This is a genomic window from Colwellia sp. (assembly GCF_013215345.1).
In the GTDB taxonomy this organism is placed as follows: Bacteria; Pseudomonadota; Gammaproteobacteria; order Enterobacterales; family Alteromonadaceae; genus Colwellia.
This window is the reverse complement of sequence record NZ_JABSOV010000080.1, coordinates 1-18,996: the sequence shown is the minus strand read 5'-3', so window position 1 is coordinate 18,996 and position 18,996 is coordinate 1. Positions and strand designations below refer to the sequence as shown.

The 18,996-nt window shown below is 38.1% G+C and carries 14 protein-coding genes and 1 pseudogene; 10 read left to right on the top strand and 5 right to left on the bottom strand.

Features of this window, described 5'->3' with window-relative positions:
- Positions 1–392: 392 nt before the first annotated feature.
- Positions 393–1,031, bottom strand: coding sequence for a GTP cyclohydrolase II (ribA, locus tag HRT50_RS18870; RefSeq protein WP_367238876.1), 639 nt, complete (start codon positions 1,029–1,031; stop codon positions 393–395).
- Positions 1,020–1,442: pseudogene (locus HRT50_RS18865) on the bottom strand (NADAR family protein); the annotation flags it as partial. The pseudogene HRT50_RS18865 and the gene ribA, both read right to left, overlap by 12 nt.
- Before the next feature lie 357 nt (positions 1,443–1,799).
- On the opposite strand from HRT50_RS18865, the gene HRT50_RS12670 reads away from it, so the two are divergent.
- Positions 1,800–3,830 carry an MHYT domain-containing protein gene (locus tag HRT50_RS12670; RefSeq protein ID WP_291615067.1) on the top strand — a complete coding sequence of 677 codons (2,031 nt, stop codon included), beginning with the start codon at positions 1,800–1,802 and terminating at the stop codon, positions 3,828–3,830.
- A 124-nt stretch (positions 3,831–3,954) separates the two neighbouring features.
- Here HRT50_RS12670 and HRT50_RS12665 read toward each other — a convergent pair whose 3' ends face one another.
- Positions 3,955–4,470, bottom strand: coding sequence for a hypothetical protein (locus HRT50_RS12665; protein WP_291615065.1), 516 nt, complete (start codon positions 4,468–4,470; stop codon positions 3,955–3,957).
- Between the two features lie 463 nt (positions 4,471–4,933).
- Here HRT50_RS12665 and HRT50_RS12660 point away from each other — a divergent pair, with 463 nt between their 5' ends.
- The gene (locus HRT50_RS12660) at positions 4,934–5,377 is read left to right on the top strand and encodes a pseudoazurin (RefSeq protein WP_291615063.1); all 444 of its coding nucleotides are present in this window, start codon (positions 4,934–4,936) and stop codon (positions 5,375–5,377) included.
- A 600-nt stretch (positions 5,378–5,977) separates the two neighbouring features.
- A complete protein-coding gene (locus HRT50_RS12655) occupies positions 5,978–7,915 on the top strand; it encodes a hypothetical protein (RefSeq protein WP_291615061.1) in 1,938 nt (645 codons plus the stop codon).
- 91 nt (positions 7,916–8,006) lie between these two features.
- Here the strand turns inward: HRT50_RS12655 and trxC are convergent, their stop codons facing one another.
- The gene (gene trxC, locus HRT50_RS12650; RefSeq protein WP_291615059.1) at positions 8,007–8,441 is read right to left on the bottom strand and encodes a thioredoxin TrxC; all 435 of its coding nucleotides are present in this window, start codon (positions 8,439–8,441) and stop codon (positions 8,007–8,009) included.
- A 236-nt stretch (positions 8,442–8,677) separates the two neighbouring features.
- Here trxC and HRT50_RS12645 point away from each other — a divergent pair, with 236 nt between their 5' ends.
- The 7 genes from HRT50_RS12645 to HRT50_RS12615 all read left to right on the top strand — a co-directional run bounded on the left by HRT50_RS12645 (position 8,678) and on the right by HRT50_RS12615 (position 18,148).
- On the top strand, positions 8,678–10,684 hold the full coding sequence (locus tag HRT50_RS12645) for a collagenase (RefSeq protein ID WP_291615056.1): 2,007 nt from the start codon (positions 8,678–8,680) through the stop codon (positions 10,682–10,684).
- Positions 10,685–11,166: 482 nt separating this feature from the next.
- The gene (locus HRT50_RS12640; protein WP_291615054.1) at positions 11,167–11,352 is read left to right on the top strand and encodes a hypothetical protein; all 186 of its coding nucleotides are present in this window, start codon (positions 11,167–11,169) and stop codon (positions 11,350–11,352) included.
- 335 nt (positions 11,353–11,687) lie between these two features.
- The gene (locus HRT50_RS12635) at positions 11,688–12,578 is read left to right on the top strand and encodes a DMT family transporter (RefSeq protein ID WP_291615052.1); all 891 of its coding nucleotides are present in this window, start codon (positions 11,688–11,690) and stop codon (positions 12,576–12,578) included.
- 47 nt (positions 12,579–12,625) lie between these two features.
- Entirely contained in the window at positions 12,626–12,865 is a 240-nt protein-coding gene (locus HRT50_RS12630; RefSeq protein ID WP_291615050.1) for a hypothetical protein, read from the top strand.
- Positions 12,866–13,009: 144 nt separating this feature from the next.
- The gene (locus HRT50_RS12625; RefSeq protein ID WP_291615048.1) at positions 13,010–13,213 is read left to right on the top strand and encodes a hypothetical protein; all 204 of its coding nucleotides are present in this window, start codon (positions 13,010–13,012) and stop codon (positions 13,211–13,213) included.
- A gap of 420 nt (positions 13,214–13,633) precedes the next feature.
- On the top strand, positions 13,634–17,626 hold the full coding sequence (gene hrpA, locus HRT50_RS12620; RefSeq protein WP_291615046.1) for an ATP-dependent RNA helicase HrpA: 3,993 nt from the start codon (positions 13,634–13,636) through the stop codon (positions 17,624–17,626).
- A 222-nt stretch (positions 17,627–17,848) separates the two neighbouring features.
- Positions 17,849–18,148, top strand: a complete 300-nt coding sequence (locus HRT50_RS12615; protein ID WP_291615044.1) for a PilZ domain-containing protein — start codon at positions 17,849–17,851, stop codon at positions 18,146–18,148.
- Positions 18,149–18,313: 165 nt separating this feature from the next.
- On the opposite strand, the gene HRT50_RS12610 is transcribed toward HRT50_RS12615, so the two are convergent.
- Positions 18,314–18,996 (bottom strand): PKD domain-containing protein (locus HRT50_RS12610; protein ID WP_291615041.1); only part of this gene is annotated, 683 nt, incomplete at its 5' end.

Here is an 18,996-nt window from a genome sequence, read left to right as displayed (position 1 = left end):
GCTGGTTAGACTGTTTAATTTCATCTATATCAACCGGCGTGCCCGATTGTTTTGCCTCAATGACTTGAGTTGCGGTATTGCTGGTAATCGTCTTTTGCACCAAATTAATAGAGTTTGATGTATTTGAATTAACCGAATTCATTAGAGGACTACCTTATATTATGAGCCAATAATACTGAGTATAGATGTATTGCTTAATTTTTGTTGTGGGCTCTAGGAGTGGAGGGTCGTTTTTATTTCCGTATTATAGTAAAAAAGAGGAGAGGGCAGTGGTTGCTCCCCTTTAGTTGTAGCAGTCACAGTAATGCCAAATAGGAACGTAACACCAAGTAATAATACCTAAGTTAACGGGTAAACTTGATCGCTGTATTACCCGTAACCATGAACGGTGATTAGATATCCTCTATCGTTAATATATGGCCCATTTTATTTTTCTTAGTCGTGAGGTAATGCTTATTATGGCTGTTATGGCCATCATTCAAAGGTATCCGTTGATTAACATTAATACCAATTTCATCGAGTGCCTGTAACTTAAGTGGATTATTTGTCATTACGTTAACGGTATTTATATTAAAAAATTCAAATATGCCTTTGCAGAAGAAGTAACTACGTTGGTCCGATTCAAAGCCCAAAAGTACATTAGCTTCAACAGTGTCAGCGCCCTTGTCTTGTAAATTGTAGGCTTTTATTTTATTGAGTAAACCAATACCTCGGCCTTCTTGTCGTAAGTATATGAGTAGACCTGAGCCATTATCAGCAATTTTTTTCATGGCAAACTGTAGTTGCGCGCCACAGTCACAGCGTAAACTGGAAAATGCATCACCGGTTAAGCACTCTGAGTGGATACGAAGTAATACCGCTTCATCTTGTTTCCAATTGCCAAAACTCAATACCACATGTTCTTGGCCAGTGTTTGGTTCATAAAAGCCATGCATTTTGAACTGACCAAATTGAGTCGGCAATTTGGTTGATTCTGAATAACGTAATAATGAAAAACGAGCGGTTTGTTTAAGCTCTTCTCTGACCTGCATTAATATTTTACCTAGACAATTCTTACCATGACCATCACCGCCATCGCCCCAGTAATCATCTTTATGGGAATGCTCCTTAATAATCCTCTCTTCAGTGGCAACTAAGTAATAGGCGAGCCGAGTATGTTGCGTGAACTTTGCGCTGACAATGTCCAACATGCGCTGGTAGCGGATATCAAACCAATCGCCCCGTATTTGAGCAGAATATTTCCGGCTTAGTTCAAATGTTTCTTTTGGTGTGGTCGCTTTTTGAATTTGATTAATAATAGCCTTGTCAGTGAATTTACTGGCTTGATAACAATGCTCGCTGGTTTGCCATTCTTGATGTTCAAAAGTGATAGGGAAATCTGCGAAATTAGATAAATATCCGTCGGCATCAAAGGGCTCATAAAACCAAATATCTTTAGTCATGATATCTTCCTTGTGGGAGTTACTATTTTTAAGTGTAGAAGCTTTAGCAAAAAGTGTTAAACCTACCTTATGAATAGTTGCACTTTCGATGTGACTATTTCTCATACGTCTAATAGCTACAAACGAAATATGCTATCCGTTGAGCTTCATGGGACTCTCTCGTAGCGGCTCTAAAAGGTCATCTTAGATTGATAAAATGGAAGGCCAGTGGAGGGTGATTGCTATGCTTTGTGTAGCACTACAGTGACGTTAAGTACCGATCCCGATGGTAACCATACTCCACAGCAAACTCATATCCCTCGTCTATACTTTGATGAATAGTTGAAAGTGTCATATCTTCGACAGGTAATTAGCATCATGGACCATAATCATTTTTTTAGCTGGGGATTAGATGCTAGTACTTCGCTGATAGGTAGTTATGATCCTCTGTTGGTGTTTTTATCTTATGTGGTCGCTTCAATTGCCGGATTTTGTGCTCTCAATACCATTAATTTTATTCGTACTAAAGTCGGCTCTAACCACTACTTATTAAAAGTTTGCGCTGGTGCCACCTTAGGCCTAGGTGTTTGGAGTATGCACTTTACCGGTATGCTGGCTTTTTCACTGCCAATTCCGGTTTTTTATGACTTAACTATTACCTTGATTTCAATTTTACCTGCCATATTAGCTGCTATTTTCGTATTACATAACATCACTAAACTGTACATCAGTTATCTCAATATTATCTTTACGGGTTTATTACTTGCCCTTGGTATTGCCTCTATGCACTTTATTGGTATGAGTGCTATGTCGATGCAAGCCTATATGACACACGATGTGGTCTTCGCTAGTTTGTCAGTTTTAACTTCTTGGCTGTTAGCTGTTACCACATTACTTATCAAGTCGGGTCGTATTAATGTTTTTAACTTAAGTGGGCGCGGTATCGATATCTTAGGTGGTTTGTTTTTTGGCTTTGCCGTGGCAACTATGCATTATTTAGCTATGGCTTCGACCTTATTTTTCCCCGACAGTACTATACAAACTGCAGGTATAGATAACCGAACTATTAGTTATGCCATTATTATTAGTGTGGTGTTGTTAATGGCATTATTAATGGCGGTACTTTTTTATAAACAAAGAATTAAGCAACTACTTGAGTTGGCTTTAACCAACCATAAACGGGTTATTGAAACGATAGATAACATGCAAGATGGCTTTGTCCTGAGTGATGAAAAGGGTATGGTTATTTTAGTAAATAAAAAGTTCACTGAAACTTTTAGTCATGCAGGTGCTAAATTTGTCGGAGTGGGCGAATCCATAGAATGTATGTATCACCGTATCTCGACTATTTATTTAAAGTTTTCCAATGATGCCGAACGTATGTATGTATTAGATTTAATAAACCACGGCAGCGAACATACGATGTCGTTAAAAGTGCAGACAAAAGACGGTCGATGGTGGATGTTAAGGCAGAATAAAACCTTTGCTAAATCACTGATCCAAACATGGACTGATATCACAGATCAGACTAGCCAAGAGCAAGAATTGATCGCAGCAAAAAATACGGCTTTTGAATCGATAGAGAATTTAAAAAATACCCAGAATGAATTAGTTGAAGCGAAAAAAATGGCATCTTTAGCAAGTGTCGTTACGGGGGTCGCCCATGAGCTCAATACGCCATTAGGTGTGGGAATTACCGCGCTTTCATCTATTAAAGAAATTATAGAAGATATACAACGAGCAATTAATAGCGGCAATATCAAAAAATCGCAGCTGGACAATAATTTAGAGACTATTTATAAATTTGAAAGCCTAGCTATGTCTAATTTTGAGCGAGTGGCTAATTTAATACAGCAATTTCGCTATATTTCTGTTGATCAGCAAATGGAAAATATGGCTGAATTTAAGCTAGATAAAAGCTTTTTCGATATTTTACCTATTTGGCAGCAACTGGGTAAAAAGAAAAATATTAGTATCAATACAGATATTCCTACTAATATAATATTATTCAGCTATGAAAATTCAATTTTACAAGTACTTACTTGCTTAGTCACTAATTCACTAGAACATGCCTTTGAAGGCAAGTCAGAGGGAAAAATACATATACATGCTGAAGTAGATAAAAAAACATTACGGTTAGCATACACAGACAATGGCTGTGGTATTAACCCAGAGATAGTCAATACTATTTTTGACCCCTTTGTCACCACTAAAAGAAGTCGAGGGGCCATCGGCTTAGGTTTGCATATTACCTACAACATAGTACATCAGTTACTCAAAGGTAAGATCAGACTAGAGTCAGCTAAAAACTCTCAGTCGAAAGTATCACAAACCTTGTTTATCGTTGAAATTCCATTAGATTTAAGTGCTGAGCAAAGTGAGTCTATCGCTTCTGAAATCAGCAGTTAACACTTTCTAGCTTAATATTGTCTTTGCGATTCTAGCACTAGCTGTCAGGTAAATGTGGCTATGTCACTAAGCAAAGTCAAAAAAAAAAGTGTTAGCTTTAATGCTTAGGAGGTTATTAAAAAAGTTACTCTGTTTGTTTAACTACTTCTCTTATCTCTCTACTTTCCTCAATTACCTTCTCGCGCATCTCAGCGAGTTTCTCTAATGCCTGTTGTTTCTCCTCAGGGCTCATATTTTCATTGTTAGCTATCTCTTCCATCATGGCTTCGATCTCTTCAAGCTTATCTCGATCGATTCCTAAGCGTTGATCCAAAATATTTTGCATTATTTCATTAAAGCGATTATCAAAAATGACATCAGCCTTTCTGCTAGTGCTTTTAGACGTATGCAGAACGTCATTTTTAGCGCCTTCACTTTTAACTAGTAGCGATTTTGCTGTCTCTGGCTTTACATAAGTTGGCGCGATTTCTTTAATTTCAGTACCATTCATCATAGCCAAGGCTTTATCCGATAATGTAACCGTGTCTTGTTCACCGGCTATGGCTTGTACGGGAGCTGTGGTGTTTGAAAAATTAACTAAGGTAGCATTGTTAGACTTCGCCAGTGCAACTTGTTGAGCGTAATTGCTGTTGATCATCATAATAGCGGTCCTTTACTTGTTACTTTGTGATGTTTGAGATCTATTATCTACAAGAACATCACAAAGCATACTTTGTGCCAATATAAAGCTGCCAATAAGAATGATTGGAAACTCGCAATATTTATTGTCAATGATGAGCATCAGGGCGCTTATTAAAAGATTCGGAGATCTATGCTAGCTAATTAGCATTGAGTGAAGGTACAGTGGAGTAGTTTTAACGGTAAAGCGGCAGCTTCTTGCCAAAGTGCTTGCCGTATAAAATACATAAATAGTCTTGGGTTGCCGAAAGCTATTACTTTTTATATTGTTGAGTTAGTAACAAACCTTCCAATAAATAAATTATCAAGGCAAACATTTTAAGCTTAAGCACTGCTGTTAATGCATCATTGTTAATGTATTGTTGTTAACATTAATGAGAATTGTTATCATCCATGCTTCATAAACAACTTACAGAAGCATAAAAATGAAACGATTAATTATTACCTTTGCACTATTACTAACAATACCGAGTTTACTTGTGGCCAAAGAGCATCAGGTGAAAATGTTAACCGCCAATGCAAGTGGTCAAACTATGATCATGGAGCCAGCCTTTTTGAAAATAGCACTGGGTGATACAGTGCGCTTTATCCCCTCTGATGCTTCTCATAATGCACAGTCTCTAGTCAGTCCAAAAGGGGCTAGTGCTTTTAGTACGCCTATGGGTAAAACTGCAGTAGTAGAGTTTAAGCAAGAAGGGGCTTATCTTTATAAGTGTTTACCGCATTTTGCCTTAGGCATGGTCGGTGTAATCCAAGTTGGGCAAGCAGTAAACATAGACGATGTTAAAGTCCAGTGGCAAACATTACAGACTGGCGTGGTGATGAATAAAGATCGGGTAACAGCGACAATTGCAAAGATTCAGAACTAATAAAAATTTACTCATCAAACACAAGTGAGAGCAGTAAGGGAAACGGACTTCATCATTGGCCTAAACTACTTTGCTGCTAGCATATGTCTTAGAGGGCGATTTCAATACTCTAAGGCAGTTTATTTAGTGATGCATGTTGGATTTTATATACTTTTGCTATATTGATGTATTTAATCGTTAAAAACTATGTTCTCCCGTCATTATTGCGGTTTGAGATAATAATTCTATTGGACACCTGGTGAACCATAGATTATTCTAGTAGATTCAACTTTTTCATGTATTTGATTATCCGCTTAACAGATACATACTGTATAACAAAGCTGACTCCTCGTTCTTTCATCGCGTTAATCACATCAGTAATAATGCCATATTCCCTGTTAAGCTTGAAAATTTACTATTTGTCTAAGCTTAGTTCATGCAATTAATCTCAGAATGAAATCCCTGGTGTAGTGAGATATATCATAGAATCATCTAGTTACGATGGGGAACAACTTGTGTAATTTGGCTGTTACCGTTAGAATCCCCCTCGATTTAGGTGTCTGTATGAATAGGTGCCGCCATGCAAAGGAATGCATCTAACGATTATAGTGTTAGCTTCCTTTGCTTTATATTAAATTGAAATATCTAAACCTTGCCACTACGCTGCTGGCTGTAGTATTTTTAAATGGTTGTCTTGAAGATGACAATTCAGATGTTATAGCGTTATTAGAGCAATCCGAAAATAGCGTAAATATTAAAGGTGTTGTTGTTGATGCACTTGATTTTGAGCCGGTCGATAATGCCTTAATTACTGTAAAAGTTGGCTCTAAAGAGCTAATCTCCAATTTTGAAGTAACTAATGGCGAGTTTGAGTTAACTGGCTTACCCCAAGCTTCAGATATAGATATCATTATCTCAAGCCCGGATAATAAATTCCTTTCAAGAACTTTTTTTACCCAAACTTTTTATGGAAGTACTGACGGTATTGATGATTTTGGTAATTTTGCTGTTTCTGAAGCGGTAGATATAGAAATTGCTGTTATTGATAATGAAACAAGTAGTGCTTTACCGACATTAGAGTTCATTGCTTATTCTCATTCAGGAGCTAATTCATCGGCTTATAAATATCAGCATGTTTCTACATTTAATGCTGAAACAGGTCTTTACACTATCACTTTACCAAGATTTATTGATACCAGCATTAGTGCTAACTTAGATTTTGATAAAGATGGTGAGGTCGATTATCTACCGGAGCTTAATAACTTTTTACGCGGGCGTGATTTATATATAGGGTCTGCGAACACCAAGCAGTTTTCAATAATACATATTAATGAAGTGCCAATGTCTACAGATCTTGAAATAAGGCTTTCTTTAGTAGATGACGCAGCACAACCACTTCTTGATGCAACTTTTTATATAGAAGATAGTGTTGTTAATAGTACATTTGATGAATTAACTAACCAATATGTAATAAATACTCAAATTAAAGATACTATAAGTCTTCAATTACCAGCTTTTACAAGCAAGGGTAATAAATATCAAAGTAGTGCGTTTACTGTAAGTAAGCTAGACGACGGTAATTTAAGTATTACGAAAAATGGTGGTAATAATAACTGTTGTTTCGTCATCCCTAGTACTAGTGTGATTGATTTTGCTCTTGCTCCACAAGTGATTCTTGAAAGCGAAACACCACTTGAAGTTGTACTTGCTGCATCTGCTGTTAACCCAGCAGATACTAGTTTTAGTGTTTTCTATTCACAAGCTATAGCGGTGGACGTTGAAAATATATCATTAACCAATGACCAAGGGTTTACCGTTTTAAAAGGTGATGCTGATGCAAATGACCACATTTCTGCCGGCACGACATTAATTACCGGAGGCCTGTCTTTCCCTGTTACTTTTACTTTAAGTTTAAATGATACTCGCTTAACAGTAACGCCATTAAGCCCATTGACCACGGCTGATTCATATCGTTATGATATTAAGTCGGTGATGAATAAAGCTAGCCTTGAAAGTACTGATATATATAATGATGCATTAACTTTTGAAATAAATGCCAATATAGATGAAGTATTTACGTCGGCTGATATTAAATTAGATAATGAAAATTATACCTCTAATGGTGTCGCTATAACTGCTAGCAATTCAGCAGGTGATGTATCGACACCTATTAATTGGAATAACTACGCTCAGTTATATTTACCATTGAATATTCATTCGTTACAGAAGTTAACGTTGCGTCAAATCTCTATAGTCAGAAATGGGGTTTCATCGGTTGATTTTGTGGATTTTTACGTGGTTACAGATGGGGTAATAAACGCAACGACTGTTGGTATTGTTAGCTTAGCAGCAAATGAATCTATCATTAATCAAGCATATAATCGTTCGGTTATTGTCAAATCTGCTCAACAAGAAACTCAAAAAATTTATCGAATGAACACCCGGGTATATATTTCAGATAACACCAGTACTGAAACGAACACTATCAGTTTCGAATATTCTCTAGAGACTAAAGCTGGTGAAGTTTCAACAGGTACTATTACTTTACCAGTACAGTAATTTAACAAAGTACTTATATCATTCTTAAATGAACACTAAAAAGCCGCAATAGCGGCTTTTTTTATATGTAATCTATTTAGTGAACAACTATCTAGTTAGTGATTTTTTGTAAGCTTTGCACTAACCATTGCTTCATTTGCATTTCATTAAGGCCGCCAGAAATACGATTGACTTCCTTACCTTGATGAAAATAAACCAAGGTGGGTAAACTGCGAATATTCACATTAGCTGCTATCTGTTGCACTTGCTCAGTATTCACTTTAGCAAACAGTATTGTTGGCGAGTCTTGCGCTACTTTACTAAAAATAGGTGCCATGTTTTGGCACGGCCCACACCAGCTAGCCCAAAAATCAACAACTACCGGTAAGTCATTGCGCTCAATAAAGGCGGCAAAAGTGTTGTTAGTGAGTTCAATAGGTTTTGAGGAATAAAGCCCTTGCTGGCACTTGCCACATTTACCCTTACTATGATCTTTATTATCAGGGATTCGATTGGTAGTAAAACAATTGCTACAAACTATATTCATATGCTTTTCAGTAACTTTCTTCATTGGTCAATGAGTCGAATATTAACTGATTAGTATGAAACAGTTAATAGTTATCGGTTCAAGGCGCTTTTAATAATCAAAATGAGTCACTAGTACATGCTGTATTGATTTTTAAAGCGGCTTATTAGAGCAAAATAACTGAGCTAAATAGTTAGTGTACGCTGGTATATTGTATGCAATAATGTTTTTATTATTTAAACAATAAAGATTTCCACATGTATAAATTTTCAATGACACTTGCCGCCGTTGCTATTGCTTCGGTCATTTCAGCTTGCAGTAATAGCTTTCCTACCACAGTCGAACAGCAAGAAAGTATCAGCTCAGTAGCGGGGCAAGTCGACGCTAGAGTTGCCCAAGTGTTAGCTACGGATGTTGAGCAATTGTGGAGTCAAGATTTTAACCATTATCAAGCTGGTATGCTTAAAGCGGTTGCTGAAGCCATTTCAATCGAAGCGTTAAAAGGCGAATTAAATAGTGAGAAGTTGGAAAAACTTACTTTCTATTTACGTATTTATAGTAGTTTTGGTACTGATAAAAACTGGTCTGAACATACCGCAGAATCGGTAAACAATGCCTTGACTGATTTGTACAATATGCCGGGATTCTTTGCAGTGAATGCAACTACCGCACGTTTACATGAAAACTACGCTGTGGCTTTATACCGGTTATATTTCTTAGCGCCATTACAGCCTTTTACTGCTGAGCAAGTGAAACCGTTAAGTCAGTTAATAAACCTTTATGCGAGTGCCGATTTATCCAATACGTCTCTAACAAATGACAAAGAAAATAATAAGGCAATTGATTATGCCTTGTGGGAAATATTACGTGCGGGCGCTATTTTGCCTTATGAAGCACGTAGAAAAAATGAAAGTGTATTTACTCAAGCCGTATTGGGAGAGGATGAATTACAGCAGGCGCTAATACAATTGATTACCGCTAAAAATAATACCTTAGCTAATAATGACTGGCCTAAACAACACGCGTTATGGGCATTGGCCCAATATTATAATTTATATAATAAAGAGTACTGGAATGAATATTATCAGCGCTCAGCCGATGATCAAAAGCGTTTAGATGATGATGAATTATCCCTTGATGTTGAAGCTAAAATGCATGCCCTTGATAACAGTGTTTGGGCTGCGATAAATACGGACAAGCAAGTAACACAACAGCAAAGCAAAACGCTGTTTAGTGTGCCTTATGTGGTTAATACTTTTCGAGGAAAGTCTGAATGTGAAGAGGGCACTCTTGAGGGGCGTTGTATAGCACCATCGATAGAGCAAGCCTTGCCTATTAATCATGAGTGTTCAGACCGAATTTATATTCTGACCCAAGCCATGTCTTTAGCGCAATTAAACGATTCTTGTCAGAAACTAATTTCTCAAGAAAGTCATTTTCATGACATCTTAGCAACCAATAATGAGCCAGTAGCTAACGATTTTAATGATAAATTACGTGTGGTAATTTTTGATAATCACGCAGAATATAATAAGTACGGCCAATTAGTTTTTGATATTAATACCGATAATGGTGGCATGTACATTGAGGGCACTACCCAAGACCCCGATAATATCGCTACTTTCTATTCATTCGAACACTTCTGGCTTAGACCTGAGTTTGCCGTGTGGAATCTTAACCATGAATTTGTCCATTACTTAGACGGTCGCTTCGTAAAATACGACACCTTTAATCACTTTCCTAGCCATATGGTGTGGTGGTCTGAAGGACTTGCTGAATATGTGGCTAATGAAGATAACAATCCTAAAGCCTTTAAGCTGGTTAATGATACTGAAGCAAAAGATTGGCCGAGCTTAACGGATGTTTTCAATACTGAATATAAAGATGGTACTGACAGGGTTTATCGTTGGGGCTATTTAGCGGTGCGTTTTATGAATGAACACCATCAAGCAGATTATAGAAAGATGGCCCATTTTTTACAGACAGACTTCTTTGCCGGCTACAAAAAATTATTAGCTGAGTCAGGTGAAAAGTTTAATGATGAATTCAATTTGTGGCTAGTTGAGCATAATGAAAACTATGTCGCTGAAGCAGAAGATAATAACCCACAAAAGCCGCGTCAATTTTATCGTTATACCTATAAAGACTATCTACAACCAGCGCATTTAACCGAAGATGAATTGCATATGCACTGGCAGTATTGGCATGAGAATGCGTTAAAAGCCACAGAGAAAAAAATTGCACACAAGGCTAATAATCCATAAGTCATTATTAAAGGTCTTATTACCTAAGTAATTAACGGAATTGCTACCGGAGAAACGACAAGTGTAGCGAACGGCATCACTAATGAAGTAATGACCGAAGTAACTAACGTCAGTTTAATGGCAGCTAACATAGCTTGTCATTATTTTAGTCAAGGATGAGCCGCTAGCAATTCCAATACTTTAACTAAGCTCATTTAACGTGCAGCTTAGTTAAAGTGTTCTATTTATTCCTTTTAATTGTTCGAGGCTGGAATCCATATTACGAAATATAGACTCTGAGTTATTGCTACAGATAAACGTTTAAAATGACTCTCACCTTGCAACAATTGTTTTGCAAAATGGTAAATCTCAGTACTTCATTTTATTCACTTAAAAAAAAGCAAGGGAAATCATGCGTAAATCTGACTGATTTTTGGCACATTTGATGCAGTAGTACTGTAGAGAATGAAACGGGCGTAGCCATTTATTAAGTTGAGGGTACTATGTTAAATTACAGTATTAGGAAAAATAGACGGGTGATAATGACCGCGGCAATGCTAGAGGCTTATCAGCAAGATGTTAAAATAATTATTCAAGAAGATGGCAGGGATGAACTAGGTTGTAGACAAAATACTGAAGCTTTATTTGATCAGGATGAAAGCCAAGTTTATGAATTAGGTTATAACTAACCTTTCATCTTGACAGTAAAGTAAAAAGGGCTTGGTTTTTTTAGTATATCCACTATGATTAAACGCTATTTTATTTAGTGAACAATGGGTTAGTCGCTCATTGAATAAACGGATATGAAACCAGCACAGTTACCATCTTTAATAGCTAAATTGTTTTTATTTGCAATATTGCCTATTAGCTCGCTCAGTGTAGCAATACAAAATGCCATTACTTTTGTTGATGCACTTAAGTCAGGACGCGGGCTGATATCAAGCACTGTCTGGACGACACTGCTTGATATCAGATTTTGTTGAGCGCTAGCTTTTGCTGCTAAAAATAATAGTGCTTAACTAATATGGCGCTCTTTTTATGGATGATAGGGGCATTAGCCTCCTTTTGTATCCTTGCTATCGGTGCTCGAGAGCTAAGTGGTGAGCTTAGTATTGCTCAATCTCTGGCTATCCGCAGTGCTATTGGCTTAGTGTTCCTATTGGGGGTTTACTTTATTCGGTCACGATTTTTTAAAGATCAGCGTTTAAAGGCAGTACTTAATCAACCACGTTACCCGGTGGTGAAACTACATTTGTTTCGTAATATTTTTCATTTTCTTGCCCAATACGGCTGGTTTTTTGGTATTGGCTTATTACCACTGGCAGAAGTGTTCGCGTTAGAGTTCACTGTGCCTATTTGGACCTTGTTAATTGCCAGCTTTTTTCTTAATGAAAAAGTAACCGCAAATAAACTGATAGCTATATTTCTTGGTACCTTAGGTGTTATTGCTATTGTACAACCAGGTTATGCCTTAATTGATTATGCTGCTATTGTGGTACTGGGCTCAGCCATTTGTTTTGCTATATCACACACCACCACCAAGTCTTTAGCAAAAACAGAGTCACCTTTAACTATTTTACTTTTTATGTGCCTTATTCAATTACCTATTGGCTTGGCATTATCATTGTCAGCTTGGGTTTGGCCACAAGGTGAGCAGTGGCTTTGGCTGGTCGTTATTGGTCTAAGCGCATTGTCAGCACATTTTTGTTTAGCTAAGGCAATGCAGTATGCTGAAGTCACTACCATCATTACCCTCGATTTTTTCAGACTGCCGTTAATTGCCATGGTTGGCGTGGTTTTTTATAGTGAAGCATTCGAGTTGTCCTTGCTTATTGGCGGTGGTTTGATGCTGATTGGTAATCTAATCGGCATTCGAGATTTAACGATGAAAAAGGCTAAGGCAAAGAAAGAGTAGGCAAAGAGTAAAATAAAAAGTCCGCCTGGCTATTTGCGCTGCTATCTATGATTGTTGATGTATTACCTTGTTTTATAGCTCGTTTGGATAATTTTGGCCTAGTAGGAGGTTTCGTTGCCGCTTTTGCTTTCGCTAAGAGTCAGTTATTAGTGATGTGCTTATATGCCTTACTTATTGTTAGCTCGGTATTATTACCCTTGTTATACGCAAAATACCTTTTTCTATTGATTTTCCCTGTGGTACAGGAGGTTATTTTTATTTTCTTAAATAAAGACTATTTATTATGATCAAACTCATAACTACCGGAAAGTTCCTCGAGAAGTTACTAGGGGACTAGGTTAGTTTTGTTGACCTATACTGCTATAATAGTAAGTAGAGATAGCACATATTATTTGACTGTTTTGACTGTTTAAATAAATTTGGAGGCTAAAATGGTTTCGCCAATCGAAGGTAATAGCTCGGTAGCTCAAGTGCTGCAACAACAGCGTCAACAAGTGGCTAGTCAGCAAGACGATCAGCGTATTAAAGAACAACAACAAGAATCGAATCGGCAAGTTCAAGAAAGTAGAGCTGCAGAGTCAAGCCGAAATGATGCCGATGATCGAAAAGGCCGCTTAGTAGATTTATCTGTTTAAACTTTGCAAACTTACTAGAGGATTCTGACTTAGCGACAGCTTTTTTGCATGTTTTTCCTAAAGTCACAAGTTTGCTCGTAAGTGACTAACTAAAAATATAAGTACGCAGCCCCCCGTTTTCCGTGTTGCCACTGTAGGCACTCACTTCACCGTGACAGAGACATCTTTTTAAATTTCTGTCGATATTCTTACTATTTTTAATGCTTTACTCGCTGTAATTATCAGGCTTTACTGTTAAAATAGCCTTTTTATTTTCTATCCGAGTTTGTTTTGTCTGTTTCGATTGAGTCCGCTATTACAGTATTTTCCCATATAAAAAAACTTTTTGATTTATTGCCGCAAGCCAAAAAATGTGATGTGGGGCGCTTCATAAAAAGGTTAACTAACCTTAAGAAAACAATAACTAAAGAGGCTGGTTCTATGAATCAGGCTGAATTAGGGCAGCTGGCGTTATCAGCCAAGCAAATAAAGCTAGTTGAGCAGTTACAACAACATATTTTAGAATCAATTGCCGATAAAAAACAAAAAATCCGTGATTTACCAAAAATAAGCTATCCCGCTGGTTTACCTATTGCAGATAATGCTAAGCAAATAGCGCAAGCCATTCAAGCTAACCAAGTGGTTATTATTGCTGGCGAAACTGGCTCAGGAAAAACCACACAAATCCCCAAAATTTGTCTTGAACTTGGTCGTGGCGTTGATGGTCTGATTGGCCATACTCAACCTAGACGTATCGCCGCGAGAACTGTGGCGAACCGAATTGCCGAAGAGTTAGGTACCAAGCTAGGTGACCAAGTAGGCTACAAAGTCCGTTTTAATGATCAAGTCAGTGAGCGCAGTTATATAAAATTAATGACTGATGGTATTTTGCTGGCGGAAATGCAAAAAGATCGCTTACTGCGTCAATACGACACTATCATCATCGATGAAGCGCATGAACGTAGTTTAAATATCGATTTTATTTTAGGTTATTTAAAGCAAATACTGGTTAAACGTCCTGATCTTAAAGTTATCATTACCTCGGCGACTATTGACCCGCTACGCTTTGCCAAGCACTTTGCCAGTAAAACCGGCGTGTTAGCACCAGTTATCGAAGTATCAGGCCGGACTTTTCCTGTTGAAATGCGCTATAGACCCTTAAATGATAGACCCGTCGATGACGCGGATGAGCCCTCAACACAAACTGTTGATATTATCGGTGGTATTTTATCGGCGGTAGATGAACTCAGTGAGTGTGGGCAAGGCGATATTTTGGTGTTTCTTAATGGTGAGCGAGAAATACGTGATACTGCGGCAGCACTTAATAAAGCGAATTTACGCCACACCAATATTCTGCCTCTGTATGCACGTTTAACCATTAGTGAGCAAAACCAGATATTCAAGCCCCATAGTGGTCGCAACCTAATTTTGGCGACCAATGTTGCCGAAACGAGCTTAACCATACCGGGGATTAAGTACGTTATTGACCCGGGTACCGCGCGTATATCACGGTATAGTTCTCGCACCAAGGTACAACGTTTACCGATTGAACCGGTTTCACAGGCAAGTGCTAATCAACGTGCCGGTCGGTGTGGTCGGGTCTCTGACGGTATATGTATCCGTTTATATTCAGAGGATGATTATAACAGTAGAGCTGAATTTACCGATCCTGAAATATTACGCACCAACTTAGCCACGGTTATTTTGCAAATGCATGCCTTAGATCTAGGCGATATTGCTAATTTCCCTTTTGTTGAAGCTCCTGACAACCGTAATATCACCGATGGTGTGCGCTTATTGGAAGAAATTGCCGCGCTTGAGCCTGCAGGTAAGCCTGACAAAGAAAAAGTTAACAAATCAGCTAAAGGCAATCAGGTAAGTCCTACCACACAGTTAACAAAATCAGGGCGTTTATTAGCTAAATTCCCTATCGACCCACGTTTGGCCAAAATGGTTATCACCGCCATTGAGTTTGGTTGTATAGAACAAATACTGATTATAGTGAGTGCGTTAAGTATTCAAGACCCGCGTGAAAGGCCACACGAAAAACAACAGCTTAGCGATGAAAAACATAATCGTTTTAAAAATAAGCATTCAGATTTTGTTAGTTTACTTAATCTTTGGCAGTATATTAGCGAACAGCAAAAAGAATTAAAGCAAAATCAATTTAGAAAGCTCTGTCAGCGTGAGTTTCTTTCTTATGTGCGTTTACGTGAATGGCAAGATATCTTTAGCCAATTAAAGATGACACTTAAAGAGCAAAAAATACCGTTAACATCCGTTGATTACCGTTTTACTATGCCGAGTAATCAGCAAGGTCAAGCAGCAGGCTCAGTAGAAGGTAAGGCAAAAGAAGACGAGCAAGACTCCGCATTAACCCCTATCCACCAGGCATTATTATCTGGCTTATTGAGTCATATCGGTCAACAAGATGAAAATCGCGAGTACAAAGGTGCTCGCGGCATGAAATTCTTTATCTTCCCTGGTTCAGCTTTAACTAAAAAATCACCTAAGTGGTTAATGTCAGCTGAATTAGTAGAAACTAGCCGATTATTTGCCCGTATGAATGCCAAGATTGACCCCTTGTGGCTTGAGCCGCTCGCGCCACACCTTGTTAAGCGAAATTACAGTGAGCCGCACTGGGAGAAAAAGCAAGGCGCGGTAATGGCCTTTGAGCAAGTGACTTTATATGGCTTAAGTATTGTCAGTAAACGCAAGATTAACTTTAATACTATTGAACCCGTTACTTGCCGTGAAATATTTATTCGCGAAGCACTGGTCAATGGTGACTGTGTTATTAAAGAAAAGTTTTTAAGAAAAAATCAGCTGTTAGTCGAAAGCATTGAAGCGTTAGAGCAAAAAGCCCGCCGTAAAGATTTTTTGATTGATGAACAGCACTTGGTTGATTTTTACAGTGATAAATTACCAGATAGCATTATTTGCCAACGTAGTTTCCTCGCTTGGTGGAAAAATGCGAAGCAAGCTAATGAACAGCTATTAGACTTTAGCAAAGCCTTTTTATTGAATGAATCATCGGCTGAACTCAGTAAAGCAGACTATCCAGATATTTGGCAGCAAGACAACATCACTTTACCGCTCAGTTATCATTTTAGTCCTGGGGACATTGATGATGGTATTAGCCTTATTGTACCCATTGCTTTATTGAATCAAGTACAAGATGTTGGCTTTGATTGGTTAATTCCAGCACTACGTGAAGAGCTCGCTATTGCCTTGATTAAAGCACTGCCTAAAGCATTAAGGCGTAATTTTGTCCCCGCGCCTAACTATGCCCAAGCGTGTTTAGCGGCAATGCCAAGTGAAACTGGTAATTTACAAGCTGCGTTAGCGAAACAGTTATTGCGCATGACGGGGGTGCGTTTACCCGAAGAAGCTTGGCAGGATATTTCTCTACCAGTACATTTAACCATGAATTTTCAAGTGGTAGATGATAAAGGTAAGTTATTAAAACAGGGTAGAGACCTTAATGACCTGAAAGCTGAGCTACAAGGTAAAGTTAAAGCATCGATAAAACAAGTAGCAGAAAAAGGCATAGAGCAAGCCGATTTAACCCAGTGGAACTTTGGCAATTTACCAAAAGGTTATGAAAAGAAAGTCGCCAATATCACCATTAAGGCATTTCCAGCGTTAGTTGACCATAAAAGCAGTGTCGCAATTGAGCTTTTTGAACAAGAGCAACATGCACAAGACGCTATGTTAAAAGGTATTAGTAGACTAATTTTGTTGAATATCCCTACACCGGTAAAATATTTACAGGAAAAACTGCCTAATAAAGCCAAACTTGGTTTGTACTTTAATCCTTTTGGCTCAATCAATGAGCTTTTACAAGACTGTATTCAAGGTGCTTGTTTATCTTTAGTGCAGCAGTTTGCTCAACAGCAAAATGATGGTCAACTACCTAGAGATGAAAAGCAGTTTTGTCAGTGTAGCGATTATGTCAGGGCTGAAATTGCTGATTGTGTATTAGCGGCTACTATTAAAGTTGAAAGGGCATTAAGTTTACGCCATGAAGTAACTAAAAAAATGAAAGGTAGCGTACCGTTAAATGTCATCCAATCTCACGGTGATATTAAGCAGCAATGTGAAAAATTAGTGTTCAAAGGTTTTGTTACCTTCTCAGGTTTAAGTAAGCTAGATGATATTGTTCGTTATTTACAAGGCATGTTAAGGCGCTTAGAAAAGCTGCCTATAGACCCTAACCAAGACAGGTTAAAACTTATTGATGTCAATAGAGTGCTTGACGCCTATCAAGCTATTATCAATAAGCAGCGCAAAGATAAGCCAGTTGAGAATGAGTTACTTAACACCCGCTGGTTAATTGAAGAGCTGAGGGTTTCTTTATTTGCCCAAAACCTGGGTACTGCGACGCCGATATCAGTAAAACGTATTCTCAGTCATTTAAAGGGATTTTCTTAATCTAAGTGGCGAAGGGCAGTGAGGGTTAAAGTAATAATTACAGCTAAGTGCTAGTCAATAGTTAGTCAATTGCAAGCTAGGTTTAGTTAATCGTTAGTGAAGTGCTAGGTAAGAGGGGTGATAGTTGTACAAATTCATTACTTTTTTATCAGCACTAGTTGACACTTCTGTCTTTGCTCAGTATAAATAATAGCGTTGTATATAGTCTGCTTTGGAGAGCGAATGAACGGTTTTGATGATAAACGTGATTTTTATCGCATGATGTTGAATAGTGAAGTTACTGTTACCGTTATTGATGACGAAGTAAACAGTCAACTTACTGCTACTTGTCGAGATTTAAGTGCGACGGGTATGGCGTTTGAAATTGAGCACCCATTAGCTATTTCTACCCAGGTAAGAGTTAAAGTAGATTCTGCTAGCAGCCAAGTACAAGCACTGGATGTTAGTGGTCGAGTGGTTCGTATTGAAGAAGAAAGTAATAATTGTTACCTCATTGGTATTGCCATTGAAGAAATTGACTAACACCTTATTTAGGACGGGTCACTAGATATAACAAAAAGCCAGAGTAAACTCTGGCTTTTTATTGTCTTGCGGTTCAGTTTATAGCAAACGGATTAATTCTCGCTAAGTGAATACTTAATTAGCCCGATTGGTATTACTTTCATTATTTTATTGACATCAATAGCCTTAACGACAGCCACTGGTATCAAAATCAATCACTAAGGAAGCATTATTCGCTTCACCAGTAACTTTTATATATCCCCAGTATTCAGATAAGTTAGTTAAGTAAATACACTCACTATTACCCGCATTATATGAAGCACCATGATGATTTGCACCATTTGGCCAGCCCATATTACTAAACTCTATACTTAAGTCACCGGTACCATGACCTGTAGTGATGGCAATACTGCTATGGCCGCTTACATCGCCAACGGATAACCAACTAGTACTGATATTACCAAGACAAATGGCTTGTCCCGCTTGTACTTGACCACTTGATTGTGGCCCTTGTACTGCACACATATCAGGCACATTACTACCAGGTGTGGTCGTGGCACTAATATTAGCTGTAGTTGTTGCTGTTTCCGTTAAACCTTGATTGTCGGTAATACTCAAGGTGACGGTATAATTATTTGCAGACGTATAGCTATGGCTTGGGTTTGGTGAGGTACTGCTTGTGCCGTCACCAAAGTTCCAATTATATGACGCAATAGAGCCATCAGAGTCATAGCTGCCAGCACTACTAAATATCACTGCGACACCTTCATCGGCTGCATACGGACCATTGATGTAAACAACAGGCGCTGTATTTGGTAGACCTACATTTTCATCGAAACTTGCTGTTAAGGTGACATTATTAAAAGCAC